The organism is Enterococcus sp. DIV1328a, from assembly GCF_050536905.1.
Classification (GTDB): Bacteria; Bacillota; Bacilli; order Lactobacillales; family Enterococcaceae; genus Enterococcus; species Enterococcus faecalis.
Map to the genome: position 1 here is coordinate 800313 of NZ_CP172912.1, position 23688 is coordinate 824000.

Annotated in this window: 18 protein-coding genes; 15 read left to right on the forward strand and 3 right to left on the reverse strand. The window is 37.7% G+C overall.

Annotated features, from left to right (window positions below; genetic code table 11):
* The first annotated feature begins 5 nt into the window (after nucleotides 1-5).
* Nucleotides 6-1061, forward strand: coding sequence for an endonuclease/exonuclease/phosphatase family protein (locus tag IGL93_RS03915; protein WP_010713795.1), 1056 nt, complete (start codon nucleotides 6-8; stop codon nucleotides 1059-1061).
* Between the two features lie 48 nt (nucleotides 1062-1109).
* Here IGL93_RS03915 and IGL93_RS03920 read toward each other — a convergent pair whose 3' ends face one another.
* Nucleotides 1110-3347 (reverse strand): ATP-binding cassette domain-containing protein, encoded by a 2238-nt coding sequence (locus tag IGL93_RS03920; protein ID WP_430600022.1) that lies wholly within the window; start codon nucleotides 3345-3347, stop codon nucleotides 1110-1112.
* Between the two features lie 161 nt (nucleotides 3348-3508).
* On the opposite strand from IGL93_RS03920, the gene IGL93_RS03925 reads away from it, so the two are divergent.
* The 6 genes from IGL93_RS03925 to IGL93_RS03950 all read left to right on the forward strand — a co-directional run bounded on the left by IGL93_RS03925 (nucleotide 3509) and on the right by IGL93_RS03950 (nucleotide 11170).
* On the forward strand, nucleotides 3509-5797 hold the full coding sequence (locus IGL93_RS03925; RefSeq protein ID WP_174093441.1) for an amidase family protein: 2289 nt from the start codon (nucleotides 3509-3511) through the stop codon (nucleotides 5795-5797).
* Between the two features lie 214 nt (nucleotides 5798-6011).
* Nucleotides 6012-6956: an aminoglycoside phosphotransferase family protein gene (locus IGL93_RS03930; RefSeq protein WP_002387052.1), complete on the forward strand. Its 945-nt coding sequence runs from the start codon at nucleotides 6012-6014 to the stop codon at nucleotides 6954-6956.
* A 42-nt stretch (nucleotides 6957-6998) separates the two neighbouring features.
* Nucleotides 6999-7652, forward strand: a complete 654-nt coding sequence (locus IGL93_RS03935; RefSeq protein ID WP_002409092.1) for a DUF4767 domain-containing protein — start codon at nucleotides 6999-7001, stop codon at nucleotides 7650-7652.
* Nucleotides 7653-7761: 109 nt separating this feature from the next.
* Entirely contained in the window at nucleotides 7762-8172 is a 411-nt protein-coding gene (gene ndk / locus IGL93_RS03940) for a nucleoside-diphosphate kinase (RefSeq protein WP_025192106.1), read from the forward strand.
* 159 nt (nucleotides 8173-8331) lie between these two features.
* Complete coding sequence (gene aspD / locus IGL93_RS03945; RefSeq protein WP_002355939.1) at nucleotides 8332-9942, forward strand: aspartate 4-decarboxylase; 1611 nt, start codon at nucleotides 8332-8334, stop codon at nucleotides 9940-9942.
* Between the two features lie 142 nt (nucleotides 9943-10084).
* Nucleotides 10085-11170 (forward strand): hypothetical protein, encoded by a 1086-nt coding sequence (locus tag IGL93_RS03950; RefSeq protein WP_010775687.1) that lies wholly within the window; start codon nucleotides 10085-10087, stop codon nucleotides 11168-11170.
* Nucleotides 11171-11284: 114 nt separating this feature from the next.
* Here the strand turns inward: IGL93_RS03950 and IGL93_RS03955 are convergent, their stop codons facing one another.
* Entirely contained in the window at nucleotides 11285-12088 is an 804-nt protein-coding gene (locus IGL93_RS03955; protein ID WP_010775688.1) for a Cof-type HAD-IIB family hydrolase, read from the reverse strand.
* 205 nt (nucleotides 12089-12293) lie between these two features.
* On the opposite strand from IGL93_RS03955, the gene IGL93_RS03960 reads away from it, so the two are divergent.
* The 3 genes from IGL93_RS03960 (at nucleotide 12294) to IGL93_RS03970 (ending at nucleotide 15834) form a co-directional block, all read left to right on the forward strand.
* Nucleotides 12294-12869, forward strand: coding sequence for a DUF1361 domain-containing protein (locus IGL93_RS03960; RefSeq protein WP_024041642.1), 576 nt, complete (start codon nucleotides 12294-12296; stop codon nucleotides 12867-12869).
* Between the two features lie 152 nt (nucleotides 12870-13021).
* On the forward strand, nucleotides 13022-14428 hold the full coding sequence (locus tag IGL93_RS03965; RefSeq protein WP_010713788.1) for an NCS2 family permease: 1407 nt from the start codon (nucleotides 13022-13024) through the stop codon (nucleotides 14426-14428).
* A 209-nt stretch (nucleotides 14429-14637) separates the two neighbouring features.
* Nucleotides 14638-15834, forward strand: coding sequence for a multidrug efflux MFS transporter (locus IGL93_RS03970; protein ID WP_002381323.1), 1197 nt, complete (start codon nucleotides 14638-14640; stop codon nucleotides 15832-15834).
* 54 nt (nucleotides 15835-15888) lie between these two features.
* Here IGL93_RS03970 and IGL93_RS03975 read toward each other — a convergent pair whose 3' ends face one another.
* On the reverse strand, nucleotides 15889-16074 hold the full coding sequence (locus tag IGL93_RS03975) for a YjzD family protein (protein WP_002355945.1): 186 nt from the start codon (nucleotides 16072-16074) through the stop codon (nucleotides 15889-15891).
* Nucleotides 16075-16191: 117 nt separating this feature from the next.
* Between IGL93_RS03975 and dnaE the strand changes: the two genes are divergently transcribed.
* The 5 genes from dnaE to rpmF all read left to right on the forward strand — a co-directional run bounded on the left by dnaE (nucleotide 16192) and on the right by rpmF (nucleotide 23657).
* Entirely contained in the window at nucleotides 16192-19521 is a 3330-nt protein-coding gene (gene dnaE, locus IGL93_RS03980; RefSeq protein WP_010775690.1) for a DNA polymerase III subunit alpha, read from the forward strand.
* 172 nt (nucleotides 19522-19693) lie between these two features.
* On the forward strand, nucleotides 19694-20656 hold the full coding sequence (gene pfkA / locus IGL93_RS03985; RefSeq protein WP_002355947.1) for a 6-phosphofructokinase: 963 nt from the start codon (nucleotides 19694-19696) through the stop codon (nucleotides 20654-20656).
* 64 nt (nucleotides 20657-20720) lie between these two features.
* The gene (gene pyk / locus IGL93_RS03990) at nucleotides 20721-22478 is read left to right on the forward strand and encodes a pyruvate kinase (RefSeq protein WP_002355949.1); all 1758 of its coding nucleotides are present in this window, start codon (nucleotides 20721-20723) and stop codon (nucleotides 22476-22478) included.
* 373 nt (nucleotides 22479-22851) lie between these two features.
* Entirely contained in the window at nucleotides 22852-23421 is a 570-nt protein-coding gene (locus IGL93_RS03995) for a YceD family protein (protein ID WP_002363429.1), read from the forward strand.
* Between the two features lie 56 nt (nucleotides 23422-23477).
* Complete coding sequence (gene rpmF / locus IGL93_RS04000) at nucleotides 23478-23657, forward strand: 50S ribosomal protein L32 (RefSeq protein ID WP_002355952.1); 180 nt, start codon at nucleotides 23478-23480, stop codon at nucleotides 23655-23657.
* Nucleotides 23658-23688: the final 31 nt, after the last annotated feature.

The following is a 23688-nucleotide window of genomic DNA, read 5'->3' on the forward strand; positions in this document are numbered from 1 at the left end:
AATCAATGAAAAAGTTTTTTAAATATCTCGGTAGCTTGATGGTCCTTCTTCTAAGCATAGCTTTAATTTTGATAGGATATTTAACCTTCCGAGAGTTTCGACCACGAGCGGTTGAACCAGTTGCTATAAATAAACAATTTTCAGAGCAAACCATCGAAAAAAAGCAATCCATTTCTTTAGTCACGTATAACATAGGCTATGCTGGCCTAGGACAAACAGAAGATTTTTTTATGGACGGTGGCAAAACTGTCCAACCAGTTAATAAGGCAATGGTCCAACAGAATTTAACGGGCATTGAAGAAACCTTGAAAGAATTACCAGCGATGATTTACTTATTCCAAGAAGTCGATCGTCGCTCGCAACGTTCTTATGAAGTCAATCAAGAGGAAGAGTTACAAAAACAGCTACAGCTGAACAGCGCATTTGCTTATAATTTTAAGGTAGATTATGTGCCCATTCCTTGGCCGCCGATTGGACGAGTAGAAAGTGGTTTATTAACATTATCAAATGAAAAAATAACAGAGGCCCAACGCATTGCTTTACCCAATCCCTTTCGTTGGCCCGTTAGCATTAGTAACTTAAAACGAGCGCTTCTAGAAACGCGCTTTCCAATTAAAGGCACAGACAAAGAATTAGTGGTTTTTAACTTACATTTGGAAGCCTATGACAATGGGGAAGGGAAGATTGCTCAAAGCAAAAAGTTAGCTGAGGTATTATCCCAAGAATACGCTAAAGGAAACTATGTAATTGCTGGAGGTGACTTTAATCAAGTTTTCAAAGGCAGTCATCGATATCCTGACTTAGGGGAAGCTGGTTGGGCGCCAGGAGAAATTGATCCTGCAGACTTACCTAAACATTTTTCACTTGCTTATGATGATCAACAACCGACTGTGCGGGTGCTTAATAAGCCTTACACTGGCTCTTATGAAACATCCCAAGTGTATGTAATTGATGGTTTTGTTGTTTCTGATAATGTGGCTGTTCATAGCGTGAAAACAAAGGACGAACAATTTAAATATACAGATCACCAACCTGTGAAGATGGAAGTGGGGTTGAAATAGAAAAAGTACAAACGGTGCTCATTGCTTGCACCGTTTGTACTTTTTATTTTATAGATAGCCTTTAGTAATAGAATGAGTGGAATTTAACATATTTGCTGGCGTTCCTGTAAAAAGAAGCTGTCCGCCTTTTTCTCCACCTTCGGGACCTAGTTCAATCAACCAGTCGGCACTTTTAATCACATCAATGTGATGTTCTAATAAAATCAAGCTGTTTCCTTCTTCTACCATTCGATTGAAAAGTTGAAGACTTTGTTGGATATCAATTAAGTGTAAACCATCTGTAGGTTCATCCATTAAATAGATAGCTTTTTTTTGGTGAAGTGTGTCTGCTAATTTTACCCTTTGCAATTCGCCACCAGATAATGTTGAGAGCGATTGATTGAGTTTAAGATAGCTTAAGCCAACTTCTAGTAAATTTTTTAATGAAAGAGCAAAAGGCTGGTCTTTGAAAAAATCATAGCCATCTTTAACGCTTAAAGCTAGTACTTCAACGATATTTTTTCCGTTATACAGATAATGAAGCACCTCTTCTTTGTAATGCGTTCCGTGACAGGTTTCGCAAACACTAGTAACATCCTCCATAAAAGACATATCGGAGACAATTATTCCTTTCCCCTTGCAAGTAGGACAGGCGCCTTTGGAATTATAGCTAAATAAAGCTGGACTAACATGATTTTCTTCCGCAAACAGTTTGCGGACCTTATCAAAAATATTAAGATAGGTCATAGGTGTGGATCGTAAATTTGCGGTAATGCTTTTTTGTGAAAGATGAATAATTTCTTGGTTATCAGCCTGGGCTTTTTGATAAATTTCTTCCGCTAATGATGATTTACCTGAACCAGCGACCCCACAAATAACAGTCAAAACTCCTAACGGAACTTCGACAGATAGATTGTTTAAATTATGCAGTGTCGCATGTTCAATTGATAAAGACTTCCTTGCTTTTCTTGGTTGGTCGTTTAAAGGGAGCGGCTCTTGAAGCGCTTGACTAGTCAAGGTTTTGGAGGCTAAAAATGCGTCATACGTTCCTGAAAACTGGACATGGCCACCATTTTCGCCTGCGAAAGGTCCTATATCGATGATAAAATCAGCTTCTCTAATTAATTGTGGATTGTGTTCCACCAGAACCACGGTGTTTCCTTTATTTTTTAAATTGAGCAATGCACGACTGATCCGTTCGATGTCCTTTGGATGTAAGCCAGCACTTGGTTCATCTAAAATATACATAATATCGTTTAAGGCGCTGTTTACATACTTAGCAATTTTAATCCGCTGTGCTTCACCACCAGAAAGTGTTTCAGTTGCTCGTCCTAATGTGAGGTAGGAGAGACCGATATTAATTAATGCTTCTAGACGTACAAGTAGCTCTTCTTGAATAGTTTTTATTAAGGATAGGTCCATCGAACGAATAAAAGAATGTAATTCAGTGAGTGGCATGTCAACAGCATCAGCAATACTTTTCTGATTAATTTTGCAGCTACGAACACGTTCATTGACTCTACTTCCTAAACAATCAGGACATCTTTTTACGGTAACAAAGTGATTAAGGTATTTTTGATGACGTTTGCCTTCGTCTGTATGCAATATGCTACGTTGCATGCGCGGGACGATTCCTTCATACAAAGCTGTATGAGGCCACTCTTTGGGTGGATTAGCTAGTTTTTGTTGTGGAGCATATAAAAATAATGCTAACTCTTCAGGGGAATAGTTCTTGATTTTTTTATCCAAATCAAATAGACCACTATGGGCATAACGCTTCCACCGCCAGTTGCCAACTGTAAATGTGGGGAAATCGATAGGCCCTTCGTTTAATGATTTGTCATAATCAACTAGCTGATGAAGATTGATTTCGGTAATCTTTCCTAAGCCATCGCATGTTGGACATTTTCCATCCGGATGATTAAACGAAAAAGTATCTGAATAACCAACAAATGGAGAACCTGCTCGTGAAAACAGCAAACGTAAAAACGTATAAATATCTGTGTACGTTCCCACTGTCGAACGAGAATTACCTGCTACTTTTTTCTGGTCAATGACAATTGCAACAGGAAGATTCTCGATTTTTTCAACTTCTGGACGACCATATTTGGGTAAGTAATTTTGAACAAACGAACTAAATGTATCATTTAGTTCACGACGTGATTCAGCGGCTAATGTGTCAAATACTAAGGAGGACTTTCCTGAACCCGAAAGTCCAGTAACAACAGTTAGTTGCTTTTTAGGGATATTGACAGAGATATTCTTCAAATTATTTTGTGTTGCGTGCTTAATTTCAATCCATTCCATTAAAAAACCTCCGTTTTTATTCTATTTTAGCATATAAAAAGAACCTAGCCTAAAAGTTGAACATGGGAATTTTCAAGAGAACTTTACTTTTTAATCGCTTTCATTTATGCTATAAGTAATACAGATTTTTTAACTGTATTAATAGATAAAGGATGTGACTTATGAAGAAGTCGGTTTTGTTCAAAAAGTTAGGGATTATTTTATTAATTAGCCAAACACTGGTAGGGGTACCAATGTTGGCACAAGAAAGTATACTAGAAACAACCGTTCAAACAGAGACGGAATCAGTAACAACAGAAACCAGTCAGACTGTAACTAACTTGGAATCTGAAACTACTAGCCAAACGGTGATGCAGGAAAAAGAATCCTCTTCGGCAATCGCCGAAAGCAGTAGCCGAAATGTGGTTGCAGTAACCACTGGAACCACAAATGAGATACAAAATAGTGATACAGATAGAAACGCTGTTTCTGCAGAGAATATTTTTTCAGAAGCAGATTATAAACAAGCAACTGCACTGGAGTTAGCAACTTTAGTAAGAGAAAAAAAGGTGACGAGCGAAGAATTAGTAAAAATTGCGTTGGCCATCACTAAACGTGAAAATCCTACATTAAATGCGGTCATTACTTTACGAGAAGAAGCGGCTTTGACAGAAGCAAAAGCTTTACAAGATACAGGTCAACCATTTCTAGGTGTGCCGCTCTTACTAAAAGGGTTAGGACAATCCTTGAAAGGTGAAAGCAACACGAACGGTTTTGGTTTTCTCCGAGATCAAGTAGCTGGTGGGACATCGACCTTTGTCAAAGCACTACAAAATGCCGGATTCATAATCATTGGTCAAACGAATTATCCAGAATTAGGTTGGAAGAATATTTCAGATTCAAAGTTATATGGCGTTTCCGTCAATCCATGGAATCCTAACCATTATTCAGGTGGTTCTTCAGGCGGAGCGGGTGCTAGTGTCGCCGCGGCATTTGTTCCCATTGCTTCTGGAAGTGATGCTGGTGGCTCTATCCGCATCCCTGCTTCTTGGACAGGCACCGTAGGTTTGAAACCTTCTAGAGGAGTAATCATTGGCAATTCTAATAGTGCAAAAGGTCAAACTGTTCACTTTGGTTTAAGTCGAACCGTGGCGGATACAAATGCATTATTTGAAACCTTATTAACCAAAAAAGATCTTCCTGCGGGACATTTAAGTCAAGCGCAACCCATTGCTTATACAACAGAATCTCCTGCCGGAACGCCTGTAAGTGCCGAAGCAAAAGAGGCGGTCGCTGAAGCTGTTGCTTTTTTAAAAGACCAAGGGTACACATTGGTTGAAGTGAAGCACCCTGTTGATGGGGAACGTCTAATGAAAAATTATTATACTGTAGCTGCTGGCTCAGCAGGAATTGCCGATTTTATGGCGCGGCAGAAATTGAAAAGACCGCTTGAACGAAATGATGTAGAACTGTTAACATGGGCGCTTTTTCAAACAGGAAAAAATATAACGAGTGAAGAGACAACTGCGGCTTGGACAGATATTGCTTTACAAGCACAAGCGATGGACGAATTTTATCAACAGTATCCTATCTTATTAACACCAACGACAGCTGCCACGGCACCTAGTATTGATAATCCGTTACTAAAACCAGAACATGCAGCACAGATGGAAAAAATTGATCAATTGTCACCAGCAGAACAAAAACAATTGATTTATGACCAATGGCTGACGGCGTTCACATATACACCGTTTACACAACAAGCAAATTTATTTGGACATCCAGCATTAAGTGTACCAACTTACGTTTCAAAAGAAGGACTGCCTTTGGGGATTCAATTTAATAGTGCATTAAATGAAGACCGAACATTGCTACAATTAGGTGCTTTATTTGAAAATAACCACAAGATAAATCAACCACATGTAGAAGAACCAGACAAAGACAAAGAGCCAGATGCAAGTGGCGAACCAGAAAAAGACAAAGACCCAAATGCAAGCGGCGAACCAGACAAAGACAAAGAGCCAGATGCAAGCGGCGAACCAGACAAAGACAAAGAGCCAAATGCAAGTGGCGAACCAGATAAAGATAAAGAACTAGATACAAGTGGCGAACCAGATAAAGACAAAGAAACAAAAACAAGTGAAGGACCAATCGAAGGAAAAGATCAAAACCAAAACCAAAACCAAAACCAAAACCAAAACCAAAACCAAAACCCAGACAAAGCTGGAAAAACTACTAGTGAGTCATCCTTAGCTAATTCGCTGAATTCATCAGCAAATCAGGGAACCAAATCAACAGGAAGTACACATGCTTTTTCTGATAAAAATATGATTGGGAAACAAGAACAGCTTCCCAAAAAAGTATTACCAAAAGCAGGTGCAGAAGTACCTAGTACTTTCTGGATTGTTTTAGGAGGAGCTTTCTTAGTAACAAGTGGAACGATTTATATAAGGAAAACTAGAAAACGATAACCAGTGACGAGGTCGGGACAGAAGTGTTTAACTCCGAGAAATAAGAAGGAATTTCCGAAAATTGTTCTTTAATTTTTGGAGAATTTCGGCTTATTTCCGAAGGAGTTGCTTCTGTTCCCGCCGTTTATCAATTTTTAAGCCTGGAACAAAAATTCAAAGTGATTTTTGTCCCAGGCTCGCCTTTTTTCTTTGGTATACTAAAACCAATAGGGAAATGGAGGCGAAAGTAATGAGGGCGTTTGAGAAGATTCCAGCGTTTCAGCAATGGCAAAAAGTTGAAGCTATTCACCGTGGTTGGTCAACTGATTTAAAGTTTAAAGTTACTAAAAATCAAGAAACCTTTTTATTGCGAATTTTTCAACAAGAAGAGTTATTAGCTAAACAACAAGAATATCAATTTATCAAAAAAGTAGCGGCGTTAGGATTTCCCAGTTCTAAACCTTTTTTATGTGCACCTATTCCTGAAAGTGAACAAGGATACATGTTATTAACGTATCTAGAAGGTGAAGACTTAAGCGATGTTTTACCCGCTCTTTCTCCCAAAAGACAACTGAACTTAGGCGTAGAGGCGGGCCGCTATTTAAACAAAATCCATAAGCTTTTGTTGCCTGAAAGGATTAGTCAAAGAGAGATTGCGCAAAATTTATACGAAAAAAAGCAGAGCCAACTAAATAAGTATAAGGAATCTCAATTTTGTATGCCGTACCAGCAGCCAATAATTTCATATTTAGAAAAACAATTACCGTTATTGCAACAACGGCCTGTGGTTTATCAGCATGGAGATTTCCATGTGGGAAATTTTATTTACTTGCCAACTAGGCAGGTCGGTGTGATTGATTTTAATCGATGGGATTTTGGGGATCCTTATGAAGAATTTTACAAGTTACAATTTTTTTCAAGAAATGTTTCGCCATTGTTTGCTTATGGTCAATTACAAGGTTATTTTGCTGGGAAAGTTCCTACCTTATTTTGGCAGTTTCAAAAGCTTTATACTTTTCACGCAGGACTCTATTCTTTAGTTTGGGCACTGAGCTTTGGTGAAAAAGAAATCAGGACTATGGAACAGCAATACCAACAATTACTAGAGGACTATAATTGTGGAGAATTACTAGTTCCCAAATGGTTTTCAACTATCCAAAGAAAGGGATTGAGATTTTAGGTTTATTTCGATAGAATAAAAATAAAAACAGGAGTTTAAGGAATGAAACTAAACGGGATTATCATGATAGCAGTTGTTGGAAGCGTTTTATCTGGCTGTGGTTGGCAAAAATCGAAAGAGGAATCACAGAAAGTACAAACCGTACAAACAAACAATGTAAATACTGAAGAAACAAGAGCGATTTCAGCAACCGAAGTTAGTCAAACCACGGCGTTGGAATTAGAGCAAACAACGCAAACACAAGAATTAACTGAATTAGTTACAGAAGAAGGGACGATTTGGAATCAGCAAAAAGCAAAACAGTTAGGACAATACATGGAAACCTGGGGTCAAGAACGCAATCAGAACTATCAAGCGTACCAACCAGGTCACTCTGTAGCTTTTTACACGATTCAAGTGCCTGATGATTTATTGAGTTATGAACCTAAAATACAACCAGCTATTGGGAACAATCCCATTTGGTTAAATTGGTCAGAAACAGGCAGCGAAGGCGGTTATTGTCTGGTGGCAGTATACTCTGACAGTGCGACACAAGTTGCCCAGAAGCATGTCTATTTATTTACTTTAGTGAATGGTGAAGCCAAAGTTTATGTGAGTAAAGAACAGCCAGTAGAGGAGCAACCTTATTTGTTTTTAAAAGAAACAAGCAATACAGAACTGAAAGAACAATTCACAAACCTTGTGAATAATCTTTAATTTTTTATTTAATCAAAAGGAAAAGAAAATTTATCATTGACAAAGTATCCGCTTTCATTTTATTCTGTAGCTACCCCTTGGGAAAGGGCAAAAGGAAGTTTTGAAAGGGATGGAAAAAATGAAGGAAACAAGTTTAGTAATTATTAAGCCAGATGGCGTTGAACGAAAGTTAGTTGGCAAAATCATTCAACGTTTTGAAGATAAAGGTATTGACTTATTGCACCTTAAATTCGAACGACTAACAGTAGAAACAGTGAAGGAACATTATGAGCATTTAAAAGATGAACTATTTTTCCCTGAATTATTAGCCTATATGACAAGTGGCCCAGTGGTTGTGATGGTCGTTGTAGGGGACAATGTGGTTGAAAAAGTGCGTAAATTAGTTGGAGCAACGAATCCGTTAGATGCTGAAAGTGGCACCTTACGAGCGGATTATGGGTTGTCTGTCACCAAAAATTTAATCCATGCTTCTGATTCTGTCCAATCAGCAAAAATTGAGATGCAACGGTTCTTTGGTTAATCAGCGAAAAAGAAGCAATCCTTTATTTTTTATAAAGGATTGTTTCTTTTTTTTTAATTGTCAGAATATTCCGCTTAAATGGTTGACATCTGGAGGTAGAAGAGTAGTATAGACTACATACTAAATACTAAATGACTGCGTGTGCTTCAGGAGGATAAAATGATAACAAGTGATGAATTGACAGAAAACCTTAGTCCGTTTGAATTAAGTCTATTTTTAGAGAAGAAATTACATGAAGAAAATCATAATTTAGAAACATTGTTAAATGCAGGGCGAGGCAATCCTAATTGGACGGCGCCAACACCAAGGGAAGCCTTTTTTTTATTAGGTCAATTTGCTACAAAAGAAACGTTAAGAGAGGGGAGCGAACAAACGGCTGGTATGATTCAGCCAAGTTTTGGTAGAACGCAACGCTTCTTAAACTTTTTAGCAGAAAATCCTAGCAAAGGGGCAACCTTCTTACAAGAAATTTGGACAGCAGAGCATAACTATTTTGGGATGGATAAGGAAATGTGGTTAGATGCCATGTTAGACTATGTGATTGGGGATAATTATCCGAATCCTGTTCGTTGCTTGAAGGCGTGTGAACAACCGATTAAAGCCTATTTAAATCAAGAATTATTTTCCAGCGAAGCACAACCGTTTGATATTTTTGCCGTTGAAGGTGGTACAGCAGGGATTTGTTACTTGTTTGATACGTTGGCAAATAATTATTTACTAGAAAAAGGTGATCGTATTGCGTTGTTATTACCAACGTTTGCTCCTTATCTAGAAATTCCAGAACTACCACGTTATGATTTTGACGTGGTTAAAATCAAAGCAGAGCAAATGATTATTGATGGAAAAACGACGTATCAATACTCAAACAAGGAAATTGATAAACTAAAAGACCCGTCCATCAAAGCGGTTTTTGTCGTAAATCCCAGCAATCCAACTGCTAATGCTATGGGAAAACCTACCATTGAACAAATCAAACAAATCGTTGCAGTGGATAACCCTAAGTTAATGATTTTAACAGATGACGTTTACGGAACCTTTGTGCCAGCTTTCCGTTCACTATTTACGGAGTTACCTTACAATACAGCCTGTATCTATTCTTATTCTAAATACTTTGGCGCTACCGGTTGGCGTGTGGGGACTATTGCGGTTAGTCAAGAGAACATCTTTGATCAATTATTAAAAGAATTGCCAGTGGCTCGAAAAATGGAATTACAGGCACGTTATGCTACATTGAATGCAGACACAAGCCAAATTAACTTTATCAGCCGCTTAGTCGCAGACAGCCGCGATATTGCGTTGAACCATGCAGCGGGACTTTCTTCTATTCAGCAAGCGATGATGGCTTTATTTAGTTTGTATGCTTTGTTAAAAGACGGTCAAGCATATAAAGACGAAGTGATGGATATTTGTCATACGCGTGAAAAGCTCTTGTTCCGCACCTTAGGCATTGAAGAGCCTTTAGCAAGTTTAAATACAGCATATTATTGTGAAATTAACTTTAGAGATTGGACAGAAAAACGTTATGGCCCAGAATTTTCAAGCTATTTAACGAAATCGTGGACGATCACAAAAGTATTAACCTCTTTAGCAGAAAAAGAAAAATTAATGCTTTTAAAAGCGGATGCTTTCGGGAGTGACAAATGGTCAGTTCGAATTTCTTTAGCCAATTTAGCTACTAACCAATATAGTGAAGTTGGTAAACGAATGATTCGCCTATCTGAACACATTAAAGAAGAGTGGTTGCGCCAAAAGCGCCAAGCAATTAAATAAAAAAACGCTAAGTCTCTTAAGCTGCAGGAGACTTAGCGTTTTTTTTTATTATTTATTCATTTTTCCGTCAGTTTTGGTTTATAAATGTTTGCTACACTGGAGATAAGAGGAAATTAAGCGTTTATAAAAAGGAGAGAAGTGAATGAAATATATTAAAGGAATGGTGGTTTTTATCGGATTATTTATTCTGGTTGGTTGTGCGCCAGATCAAGAGCCAACGAAACAAACAACAAGTGGTCCGCAAGAGACAAAGCAAGTGAAGCAAGTTACCGTCACCAATCAAACGACTTCTGCGGCGGAAAAACAAGCGCCGACTAAAAATGACGAACTGATTGCTAATCAATTGACTTTTGATTCTCATGAATACACGTACGAAGTGGTTACAGGGGCCACACAAACGACATTTGGGACAACCCCACCAGCAAAATATACACCAGAAGAAAAAAAGGAAAAAATGTTTTGGTCCAATCAACCGCCTTTGGGATTAATGACGGGTAACTATTATAAAAATGAAGGTGTATTTACTGGCGGAAATTACGGCATTGTAGAGATTATTACGGAACCTGAAACGCAACGGATTCTGAATGTTGAGTTTACAGAGTTTGCTAGTGACCCTTATTATGATACACGCTATTCGGGTGTCAACAAACGCCTGTCAGATTATCCTGAATTTCAAGCAAGCAACACGCGTACAGACGATACGTTAGTCACCGTTGTTAATGGTATTACTTATGTAGAAAAACAAATGCGTGACGAAAATCGTGTCACAGGTAATTTTTATACGGTACGCGGTTCATCAACTTCTGCGCGTGAAGGTTTAATGCCTTTAGCAGCAGAGATGGACACTTGGCTAAAAGAGCCATCGAAAGAAACGTATATCGGTTACGCAGAAGATTTAGGCAATGGCCTAATCGCTCGACTTCAAGTGATAACAGAAGAGCAGAAAATAAAACATGTCAGCTATGATGAATACTTTTCAGATGAACAGGAAAAAATCACAGAAACAGCCCTGCGGCCTTTTTATCGTCAATCGAAATATTATTCACCAGGATACAATAAACAAACCAACAATTCTTTTATTCATTTTGTAGATGCACTAACAAAGGCCATTACGACACAACAAACTTTATCCGTTAACGAAGAACAAGAGCTAAAGCATCCGTCTTTTACTACTTATCAAAGATTGGCTGAAAAAATCAGCACGTTTCAAAATTCATTGAAGGAATAAAAAAACGAAAGTAGGGCATAAGTCGTTTCGACTTATGCCCTACTTTTGTAGTCTTAAGATTATCAGCTAAACCAAAGTGAGTTCTTTTTAAAGAAATACTTTTATTTTAGCCTTTTATAGATCTAAATAATTTTCTAAGTAATCTGCTAAACCATCTTGATCATTTGTTTTTTCAGTGACATCGTTGGCTACGGATTTAATTTTATCCGTGGCATTGTTCATAGCAACACCCCAACCAGCATAACTTAACATTTCTTCGTCATTATGTTCATCGCCAAAAGCAATGATATCAGCTGGTTTGACAGATAAAAAGTTCGCCACTTGATCAACGCCATGGGCCTTTTGAATTCCTTTTGCGACCATTTCTAAAATAGGCATTGGACCGCCCCAAGTGCGGACATCAATATAATCACCATATTGTTTTGTCAATGTATCAGCAACTTTTTCAGCTTGGTTTGGCGTGGTCCGAACCATCATTGAGGTAGGATTGCTTCGTAAATTTTTAGCATTAAGTAAATTATCTAAGGTTGCTTTGGAAGCAAAAAATTTCGGATCGAACCCATCTAACGTATCGATATAAAATGTTTCTTTGTTTTCAGCAGCAACAAAATCTAATTGTAATTCTTTTTTCTGTGCCAAAATGTCAAAGACTAGGTCACGCTCAATATTGGCTTCGCTTTCCAAGTCCCATTTTTTCTCTGGAATGTGGACTAAAGCGCCGTTAAAGTTAACCATAGGGGTCGTTAGGCCAAGTTGTTGGTAAAATTGATGACTCATTCTATAGGGACGTCCAGTGGCAATACTGACATAATGACCGTTGTCAATCGCTTTTTTTAGTGTTTGTTCGGTTTTTGGACTGATTAAAGACTGTGCATTTAATGTTGTGCCGTCTAAATCAATAGCAATTAATTTTTTCAAGTAAAAATTCCTCCTAAATGCCTTTTACTCAGTCTAGCATAAAACCGAAGATTATCAAGGGGAGAAGTATGTTCATTTATAAGGTTTAAAAAAAAGCTTAAGAAGTATGCTACACTAAAATAAACCGTTTGAAAAAGGAGCGCAGAGCATCTTGAAAAATTCTAGAAATTATTTACGAGTGATCACCTTAATCTATTGTATCTATATGTGGTTATTTGCTACGCATTTTCATTTTATGGCGTTGAACGTGTTGTTAGCCTATATTCCAATTGAACTTAGTTATCTTTTAAACGCAGAAAAACGTAAAAGGGATTGGTTGATAGGTTTTGCTTGGTTAATTTTTTATCCTAATGCGCCGTACCTATTTACGGATTTTTTTCATTTAGAAACGCTATCTATTTATCGAGGCTTTAATACGATTTTTGCAAACCAAATTGGTGATTGGTGGGCGTTTGTTTGCTTAACTAGCGGGATTGTTATATATGGACTTTTAGGGATGAAAACAGTAACAACTGTTAGTCAGAAATTGCAAAGTTATTGTGACTATAAAACAATTGTAGTCTTTCAAGCCAGCCTTCATTTCTTGTCTGCTTTGGCGATTTATGTTGGACGTTTTGATCGATTACACAGTGTCTATCTTTTTATGAGTCCAATTGAAACAGTGAAAATTATCTTTTTTGACTGGTCCCTTCAAAAATTAATGTTTATTTTATTAATGATGTTTCTACAGATGCTGTTGTTTGGGCTAATCCAATTATTAGGAAAAGAAGAAGCAATGTAAAGCTTTTTCTTTTTTTTATATCTGCAAAACACGAACGTTATATAGAAAAATATATATAATAGTTAATATTTTGTTGTAAAAAGATAGCGATTCTCTTATAATCAAAGAGTAATTATTCGAAAACATGGATTTTAAGGGAGAGAAGTGCAATTATGAATACGTTTTTCAAATTAAAGGAAAACAAGACAACGGTATCAACTGAAATAATGGCGGGGGTTACGACCTTTTTTGCAATGAGTTATATTTTATTTGTTAATCCGTCCATTCTTTCAGAAACAGGGATGCCTTTTCAGGCTGTTTTTTTAGCGACCATTATTGCTTCAATCATCGGTACATTAATTATGGGGCTGTTTGCTAATGTACCTTACGCTCAAGCACCGGGGATGGGACTCAATGCTTTCTTCACGTTTACGGTCGTTTTTGGGATGGGGTATACTTGGCAACAAGCATTAGCAATGGTTTTTATTTGTGGTTTGATTAATATTTTGATTACAGTGACAAAAATTCGCAAAATGATTATTAAAGCAATTCCAGAGAGTTTACAACATGCTATTGGTGGTGGGATTGGAATTTTTGTCGCTTATGTAGGGTTGAAAAATGCTGGCTTACTAAGTTTCACAGTACAAGCAGAACCTCAAAATGGTGTTGTGAATGGTTCGAGTATCGTGCCCGCTTTAGGAAATTTTGATAATCCAGCTATTATTTTGGCGGTAATTGGGTTAGTTTTAACAACGATTTTAGTTGTAACCAATGTTCGTGGGGCTATTTTAATTGGCATTGTGGTTACTACGTTAGTCGCAATTCCAATGGGGGTGGTAGACACTGCTTCGGTTGATTGGCATGCTAATTCGTTGGGCAATTCATTTAAAGAATTAGGTACAACTTTTGGCGCTGCTTTTGGTGTTGAGGGCTTACAGTCATTGTTTAGCGATTCTTCAAAAATTCCTCAAGTTTTAATGACCATTATTGCCTTCAGTTTATCAGATACGTTTGATACAATTGGAACATTTATCGGTACGGGACGTCGAACAGGAATTTTCTCTAAAGAAGATGAATTAGCTTTAGAAGATAGTAAGGGCTTCAGCACTAAAATGGACAAAGCTCTATTTGCAGATGCTATTGCAACATCTATCGGTGCGATTTTTGGTACATCGAATACGACAACTTATGTAGAAAGTGCAGCAGGAATCGGTGCGGGTGGTCGAACAGGTTTGACATCGGTAGTGGTAGCAATTCTATTTGCCCTAAGTAGTCTTTTTTCACCACTTATTGCTATTGTGCCAGCACAAGCTACGGCTCCAGCGTTAATTTTAGTGGGAATTATGATGTTAGCTTCTTTCAAAGACATCAATTGGACGGATTTAGAAGATGCGATTCCAGCATTTTTTGCTTCAATTTTCATGGGATTATGTTATAGCATCTCGTATGGGATTGCTGCTGGGTTCATCTTTTATGCAGTGGTGAAAGTAGTCAAAGGAAAAGCCAAAGAAGTTTCACCAATTATTTGGGTCATTGATGCGTTGTTTATCTTAAACTTTGTAATCTTAGCTATTTTATAGTAAACAGAAGTGAGGCTGAGATAACAGCGGTTAGCTTCGAAGGTGTTGCATTTATTCAGCTATTTATCTTAAGCCCAAGTGTTAAGAAGTCTGGCAGATTGGTCGTTTTGACCGGTCTGCCAGACTTTTTTTTAAAAGAATTTTCTTTTGAGAGATTCACTCTTTTAGAGTATAGTGGTAGGTGAAGAGGTGATAAGGTGGATAAAAGTATGAAAATAAAATGGAAGCAGAATTTATTAGTCGCATGGATTGGTTGCTTTTTTACAGGGGCGAGTATTAGCTTAGTTATGCCGTTTATTCCAGTATATGTTGAACAATTAGGGACGCCTAAGAGTCAAGTAGAGTTGTTTTCTGGATTGGCAATTTCTGTCACGGCGTTTGCTGCTGCGATTGTTGCACCGATTTGGGGAAATTTAGCTGATCGAAAAGGTCGGAAAATTATGATGATTCGGGCTGCAGCAGGAATGACGATCACAATGGGGGCGTTAGCATTTGTCCCTAATGTATACTGGCTGTTGATTATGCGTTTTATGAACGGGATTTTATCCGGCTATATTCCTAACGCAACAGCGATGATTGCGTCGCAGGCGCCAAAAGAGAAAAATGGCTGGGCTCTAGGAACATTATCAACAGGTGCAATTGCTGGGACGTTAATTGCGCCATCGATTGGCGGTGCGTTGGCACAGTGGTTTGGAATGGAAAATGTCTTTATTATTACCGGCGTTATTTTATTCATTACAACGTTGTTGACTATCTTTTTAGTTAAAGAAGATTTTCAACCAGTTGAGAAAAAGGATTTATTAACGACGAAAGAAATTTTTAGTAAGATGGATCATGTTTCAGTATTGATTGGTTTGTTTGTGACTACGTTAATTTTACAATTAGGAATTACAAGTATCAGCCCAATCTTAACGCTATATATTCGATCTTTAAGTGGCGATACAGAGAATGTATTATTTGTTAGTGGTTTGATTGTTTCGATTGCCGGCGTTTCAGCAATTATTTCTTCTCCAACTTTGGGAAAAATTGGGGACCGCATTGGGAACCAAAAAGTTTTATTAGGCGGATTAATTCTTTCTTTTATTTGTTACATTCCCATGGCGTTTGTGCAAACACCTTTTCAGTTAGGTGTTTTACGATTCCTTTTAGGTTTTTCAACAGGCGCATTAATGCCATCGATTAATACGTTAATTAGTAAAATAACGCCAACGGAGGGCGTAAGTAGAGTTTATAGTTACAATCAGATGTGTAGTAATTTCGGTCAAGTTTTAGGACCGATGGTAGGGTCGACTGTTGCCCATGGTTTTGGCTATTCTTCTGTTTTTCTGGTAACCGCTTGTTTCGTTTTAGGAAACATTGGGCTGTCCTTCTTTAATTTCCGAAAAGTTTTAAATAAAAAGCTCTAAACAGTTGAAAAGATAAAAAAACCAGTTACAATAACTTTAGTAACTGGTTTTTTCTTATTTAACAGGTTTGGTTTCTTTCGGTACTGCAAAGTGTGCAATTAATAAAATAATAACGGCTGTTGCCAACGATAGAATCGTTGTCATTTTAAAGTCGTATGAACCACCAGATAATGCACCGCCGATATATCCAACGACTTGGCCTAATGCGAAGGTCCAGAAAAATACAACAAGATAACGCATATGAGCACCTCTTTTCTAGCTCTTAGTTTAGCATATTTTCTTTAAAAGTAAAGAATCCGCGATAGGAAAATAAGAGAAGAGGCAAAAAATAGCAAGGATTCAAAAAGGAGCTGTCCAATGTCATTTCCACAATTACATACCGTTACTTCCTATTCGCTTTTATCTAGTACGGTTAGGATTCGTTCCTATGTAAAACAAGCGAAAGCGTTAGGTTATCAAACATTAGCGATTACCGATATCAATGTCTTGCATGGGGTGGTTGAATTTTATGAAGCATGCCAAGAAGCGGGAATTCAACCAATTATCGGTTTAAGATTAGAATATACCCCAGTAGAAAAAGAAGGGCATTCCGAGTTGCTTTTATTTGCTAAAAATTTAAAAGGGTATCAGCAATTAATGCAACTATCTAGCAGCAAAATGACGACAGAGGGTCCCTTTTACTTAGCGGAACATCAATCCTTATTAAGTGATTTATTTGCCGTGACTTTGTCAGCTAAAGGAGAAGTCGCCCAAACATTTTTTGAAGATGAACAACAAGCGGTTCACGCTTTCCAACAACTTGCTTCATATTTTGATCCCCAGTCGTTATTTGTTGAACATTCTTTTTCAATGAATCAACAACGCAATCCAGCGCTCTTTTCTTTTTACCAAAGAGAACAATTACCTGGCGTGGCTTTGCAAGAGGTACGTCATTTAACAAGGGAAGAAGGCTTTGCCGTTACTGTTCTTGAGAGCATCAAAGAAAATAATCAATTGAATATTACAAGCCAAACACCGGAAATAGAAGGTCTGAATTACTTGCGCGAAGCAGAGACGACGATGGAACAAATGCTTCAAATAGCTGGTGCAGAAGTGGTCCAGAATACGATTCAGCTAGCTGAAAATTGCCGAGTTGACATTCCTTTACATCAAAAATTATTACCGCATTTTCCTGTGCCTGATAATCAAACGGCTGGTTCTTATTTACGCACATTGTGTTTAGAAAAATTACCAGAAAGAGTGCCTCATCTAAATGAAGTTTACCAAAAACGATTAGAAAAAGAGTTAACCATCATTCACAATATGGGCTTTGATGATTACTTTTTAATCGTTTGGGATGTGATGGACTTCTGTCATAACAATCAAATTGTTACAGGCGCTGGCCGAGGTTCAGCTGCAGGCTCTTTAGTGTCCTATGTGTTATCAATTACAGATGTAGATCCAATCAAATATGATTTGCTTTTTGAACGTTTTTTGAATCCAGAACGCTACACGATGCCCGATATTGATTTAGATATTCCTGATAATCGGCGGGAGGAAGTTTTAGCTTATGTCAGTCAAAAATATGGTCATTATCACATGGCGCAAATTGCCACGTTTGGTACGATGGCTGCGAAAATGGTTTTACGGGACGTTGCACGTGTTTTCGGGTTGTCCCAGAGTGAAGCGAATCGTTGGTCGGCAGCTGTCCCAAACAAGCTGAAAATTACGTTAGAAGAAGCGTACCAAGAGTCGAAACGGATGCAAGAATTGGTCAATTTTTCGCCAAATAATCAATTGCTCTATAAAACAGCTGTTCAGCTAGAAGGATTGCCTCGCCATGTTTCTACGCACGCAGCAGGTGTGGTAATTAGTGATGAAAATCTTTTGAATTTGGTTCCGTTACAACCAGGATCGAATGAAATTTTATTGACCCAATTTACTATGAATGATGTTGAAAAAATTGGTCTTCTGAAAATGGATTTCTTGGGCTTAAGAAATTTATCTATCATTGATGATACCCTTACAGCTGTTAAACGCGTCTATAATCGAACCATTCGTTTAAATCAGATTCCATTAGATGACGAAACAACGCTGGCTTTATTTAGAAAAGGGGAAACAAGTGGCGTTTTCCAGTTTGAATCTGCTGGAATTCGGAATGTATTAAGAAAATTAGGGCCAACTAGCATTGAAGATATTGCTGCTGTCAATGCCCTGTATCGTCCTGGTCCGATGCAAAATATTGATGTTTTCATCCGCCGGAAAAAAGGCTTGGAACAAATTAGTTATCCAGAGCCTAGTCTCGCCCCCATTTTAGAAAATACGTACGGAATTATTGTTTACCAAGAGCAGATTATGCAAGTTGCTGCGAAAATGGCTGGCTTCTCTTTAGGGCAAGCTGACATTTTACGTCGAGCCATTAGTAAAAAGAAAAAAGATGTGCTAGATGAAGAACGGAATCATTTTGTTAATGGTGCGTTACAACAAGGCTATCCCAAAGAAACAGCTAACCAAGTGTACGATTATATTGAGCGCTTTGCTAATTATGGCTTTAACCGCTCGCATGCATTTGCCTATTCCTTTATTGGTTTTCAAATGGCTTACTTGAAGGTTCATTATCCGAGTGCTTTTTATGTCGCATTGTTGCATTCTGTTCGTCATAATCCAACAAAAATTAAAGAATATATTGGCGAAGCTAGAAAAAACAAGCAGACGATTTTGCAGCCGTCAATTAACCAAAGTCACTACAGCTTTTACCTAAATCAGCAACAGCAAATTTTATTTGGTTTTAGTTCTTTAAAAGGAATCCGCCGAGACTTCATTCAAAATATTTTAAATGAACGCCGAGAAAATGGACCGTACAAAACGTTCGATGAGTTTCTTTTGCGAATTGACCGTAAGTGGTTGAAAGTTGAAAATATCGAACCATTGATTGCCATCGGTGCATTTGACGAAATTGCACCCAATCGCCGTCAATTAGCGGTAGGTTTAGAGAGTAATATCCAAAGTATTCTTCTCAGCGGTGGTAGTATGGATTTGTTAGAAACGTTGAAGCCAAAGGAAGAAGAAATTGCCGATTATCCGCTAGAAGAGCGACTAGAACAAGAAGAACAATATTTAGGGGTCTATTTATCAGGACATCCGACAGAAGAGTTCAAAAAAACACGCTTAGCCAAGCAAACGCAACTTGTTCATGAACTTGTTGAAAATCAGCCCACGAAATTATTGATTTATGTCAAAAACATTCGGACGATTCGGACCAAAAAGGGAGAACAAATGGCCTTTGTTGATGGGGATGATACAACAGGAAGTATTTCACTAACGTTGTTCCCAACTGTTTTTCGCCAGTTAAGACAGAGTGTCGAGAAAGGGCAAGTTTATTATGTGGAAGGAAAAGTGGAACGCAGTACGTACAATCAAGAATTGCAAATATTGGTTCAACGAATAGAAAAAGCGCAACAAGTAGAAACATCAATTAGTGACGAAACGTGTTTTATCAGAATTACAAAAGATGTCGAACAAACGGACGTTTTTCAGAAAATGAAAGAGGTACTCAGTCGTCATGCTGGACACATTCCAGTGATTGTCTATTTTGAAAAAACAGGAAAGAAAATAGTATTAAATGAAGAAAACTGGGTCGCTCATACAAGCGCTAGTCAGCAACAATTAGCTTACGTTTTAGGCGAGCAAAACGTCATTTTCAAATGATTTACGGTAAAAAATACTAGTTGTTTTCAACTTTTTTCATTTTTTTCTTCTTAACTCAAGACATTTTGGTTCTTTAATGGTAAAATGAATGACGTAATATTTTTGTATATCAATTTTTGCGAAAAGGTTTCTTTTGGCAGTTGAAAGTATATTATATGAGGTGAAATAGCGAATGAAACGCATTGGTATTTTAACCAGCGGGGGAGATGCCCCTGGAATGAACGCTGCAATTCGTGCAGTCGTACGCAAAAGTATTTTTGATGGAATCGAAGTTTACGGTATTAACTATGGATTTGCCGGTTTAGTCGCAGGCGACATCCGTCGTTTAGATGTTGCTGACGTTGGCGATAAGATTCAACGTGGTGGAACATTCTTGTACTCTGCTCGTTATCCTGAATTTGCTACTGAAGAAGGGCAATTAAAAGGAATCGAACAATTGAAAAAATTCGGTATTGAAGGCTTAGTTGTTATTGGTGGAGACGGTTCTTATCATGGCGCAATGGCTTTGACAAAACGTGGTTTCCCCGCTGTTGGAATTCCTGGAACAATTGATAATGATATTCCTGGAACAGATTTCACAATCGGTTTTGATACAGCAATTAACACTGTTTTGGAATCAATTGACCGAATTCGTGATACAGCGACTTCTCATGTTCGTACATTCGTTATCGAAGTAATGGGACGTAACGCTGGTGATATCGCATTGTGGTCAGGCGTGGCAGGCGGAGCAGATGAAATCATTATTCCTGAACATGATTTTGATATGAAAAACGTTGCCAAACGTATTCAAGAAGGCCGCGACCGCGGGAAAAAACATTGCTTAATCATTTTAGCAGAAGGCGTAATGGGCGGAAATGAATTTGCTGATAAACTTTCTGAATACGGTGATTTCCATACGCGTGTATCAATTTTAGGACACGTGGTTCGTGGGGGCTCGCCAAGTGCTCGTGACCGTGTATTAGCAAGTAAATTTGGGTCATATGCTGTTGAACTTCTAAAAGAAGGCAAAGGCGGTTTATGTATCGGTATGTTAGATAACCAAGTAGTTGCAGCTGATATTATTGACACGTTAGAAAACAATAAACACAAACCAGATTTATCTCTTTATGAGTTAAATCATGAAATTTCTTTTTAATCTTGTATATTAGCTAATCTTATTAGCTTTGTATAAACAAATTTGGAATAGGAGCGTTTTAGTAATGAAAAAAACGAAAATCGTATGTACGATTGGACCAGCTAGTGAATCCGTTGATATGCTAGTAAACTTAATTAATGCAGGTATGAATGTTTGCCGTTTGAACTTTTCACATGGTGACTACGAAGAGCATGGTGCTCGTATTAAAAACATTCGTGAAGCTGTAAAAATTACAGGGAAACGCGTAGCGATCTTACTAGATACAAAAGGTCCTGAAATCCGCACAAATGACATGGAAAATGGCGCAATCACAATGAAAATTGGTGACTCAGTACGTATTTCTATGACAGAAGTTTTAGGAACAAATGAAAAATTCTCAATCACTTATCCAGAATTAATCAATGATGTAAACGTAGGTTCACACATTCTTTTAGATGATGGTTTAATCGATTTAGAAGTAACTGATATCGACCGTGATGCAAACGAAATCGTAACAGTTGTTAAAAACGAAGGCGTCTTGAAAAACAAAAAAGGCGTTAACGTACCAGGCGTTTCTGTAAACTTACCAGGGATCACTGAAAAAGATGCTAACGATATCCGTTTCGGAATTGGTCAAGGAATTGACTTTATCGCAGCTAGCTTCGTTCGTCGTGCTTCTGACGTTTTAGAAATCACTAAAATTTTAGAAGAAGAAAACGCAACACACATCCAAATCATTCCTAAAATCGAAAACCAAGAAGGTATCGATAATATCGATGAAATCTTAAAAGTTTCTGATGGTTTAATGGTTGCTCGTGGTGACATGGGTGTTGAAATTCCAACAGAAGATGTTCCAGTTGTCCAAAAAGCTTTAATTAAAAAATGTAATGCTTTAGGTAAACCAGTTATCACTGCAACACAAATGTTAGATTCAATGCAACGTAACCCACGTCCAACACGTGCGGAAGCAAATGACGTAGCAAACGCAATCTACGATGGAACAGATGCAGTAATGTTATCAGGCGAAACTGCAGCAGGGGATTACCCATTAGAAGCTGTTCAAACAATGGCTCGTATTGCAGTTCGTACAGAAGAAACATTAGTTAACCAAGATTCATTCGCATTGAAATTATATAGCAAAACAGATATGACTGAAGCAATCGGACAATCTGTTGGCCATACAGCACGTAACTTGGGTATCCAAACAATCGTTGCGGCAACAGAATCAGGCCATACAGCACGTATGATCTCTAAATACCGTCCAAAAGCACATATCGTTGCAATTACGTTCTCAGAACAAAAAGCACGTAGCTTATCATTATCATGGGGTGTTTACGCAACAGTTGCTGACAAACCATCAAGCACAGATGAAATGTTTAATTTAGCTTCAAAAGTATCACAAGAAGAAGGTTATGCTTCAGAAGGTGATTTAATCATTATCACTGCTGGTGTTCCAGTTGGCGAAAAAGGCACAACAAACTTAATGAAAATTCAAATGATCGGTTCTAAATTAGTTCAAGGTCAAGGTGTCGGCGAAGAAGCAATTATTGCAAAAGCCGTTGTTGCAGGAACTGCTGAAGAAGCAGTTGCTAAAGCGACTGAAGGAGCTATTTTAGTTACAAAAACAACAGATAAAGAATACATGCCTGCAATTGAAAAAGCATCAGCATTAGTTGTTGAAGAAGGTGGTTTAACTTCTCATGCAGCTGTTGTAGCGATTGCGCAAAATATTCCAGTTATCGTAGGTGCTGCAGATGCAACATCATTAATTAATAATGACGAAGTGATTACTGTTGATCCTCGTCGTGGTATTGTTTACCGCGGAGCAACAACAGCTATCTAAATCTAATTAATTCAATCATTTGATTTTAAGCAATATGTACTCGGACGCAAAGCTGGGACAAACCGATTCGTCAGTTTGTCTCAGCTTTTTTTACAAAGAAGACAGTAGTACGAAATGTTCAGAAAACATGTATTCATTAAATAAAGAGTTGGGCGTAAATAGTAAAATTATGTCTTAGTTTTAAATTATTTATGTTATTTCACACAAAAATTTTGTTATTTAATTAAATAAGCGCTAAGTTATCTTCAACAGAAAAACAATTATAAAAAAAACGAAAGAAAAACAGGAAATAAGAAAGGGCTGTCAAGAAAATTTCATTGACAAAGCTTTCATACCCCTGTATAATAGCTTTTGTTGCTTAGGAGTGATAATTATGAAGTGGTCTTTGTTAGAATTAAATAAATACAAAGAAGAGCCGCTAGTGTTTTCAGAAACATTGCATCTTAAAGAAGAGCTTCTTCAACGAGATGATACCTTGTTGGATGTAAGTCCAATCAAAGTAGAAGGCTTATTAGCAGTCAATAAATCAGAATATTTACTTCATTACACTATTCAGGTAACTGTAACCGTTCCTTCATCCCGTTCTTTAGAACCTGTGGCTTTGCCAATGCAAATCACGGTCGATGAAGTCTTTATGACAAAAGAACAAATGGATACAAGAGATGAACGATTTGCAGCTGAAGAGATTATTTTATTGGACAAGCCAACAATTGATTTAGATGAATCTGTCGAAGACAACATTCTATTGTCCATTCCAATTCAAGTGCTTACAGAAGAAGAACAAAACAGTCAAGAAATGCCAAGTGGCAATGACTGGGAAGTGATTTCAGAAGAAGCATATTTGGAAAGTAAGCAGAAAGCAGCAGAACAAACAGTGGATCCTCGTCTGGCTAAACTATCAGAATTACTCAGCGATAATGCTGAAGAGGAAGATAACAGCTAGGTTGGAATATATTGTGTATGTAAATACACGCATCTTTACAAGGAGGTGGAACAACAATGGCAGTACCAGCTAGAAGAACTTCTAAAGCGAAAAAAGCAAAACGTCGCACACACTACAAATTAACAATCAAAGGCTTAAATGCATGCTCAAACTGTGGTGAAATGAAAAAAAGCCATCACGTATGTCCAGCATGTGGTCACTACGATGGAAAAGACGTAATGTCTAAAGAAGCATAAGCATAAAAACATTTTTTGAAATGTTGAATCC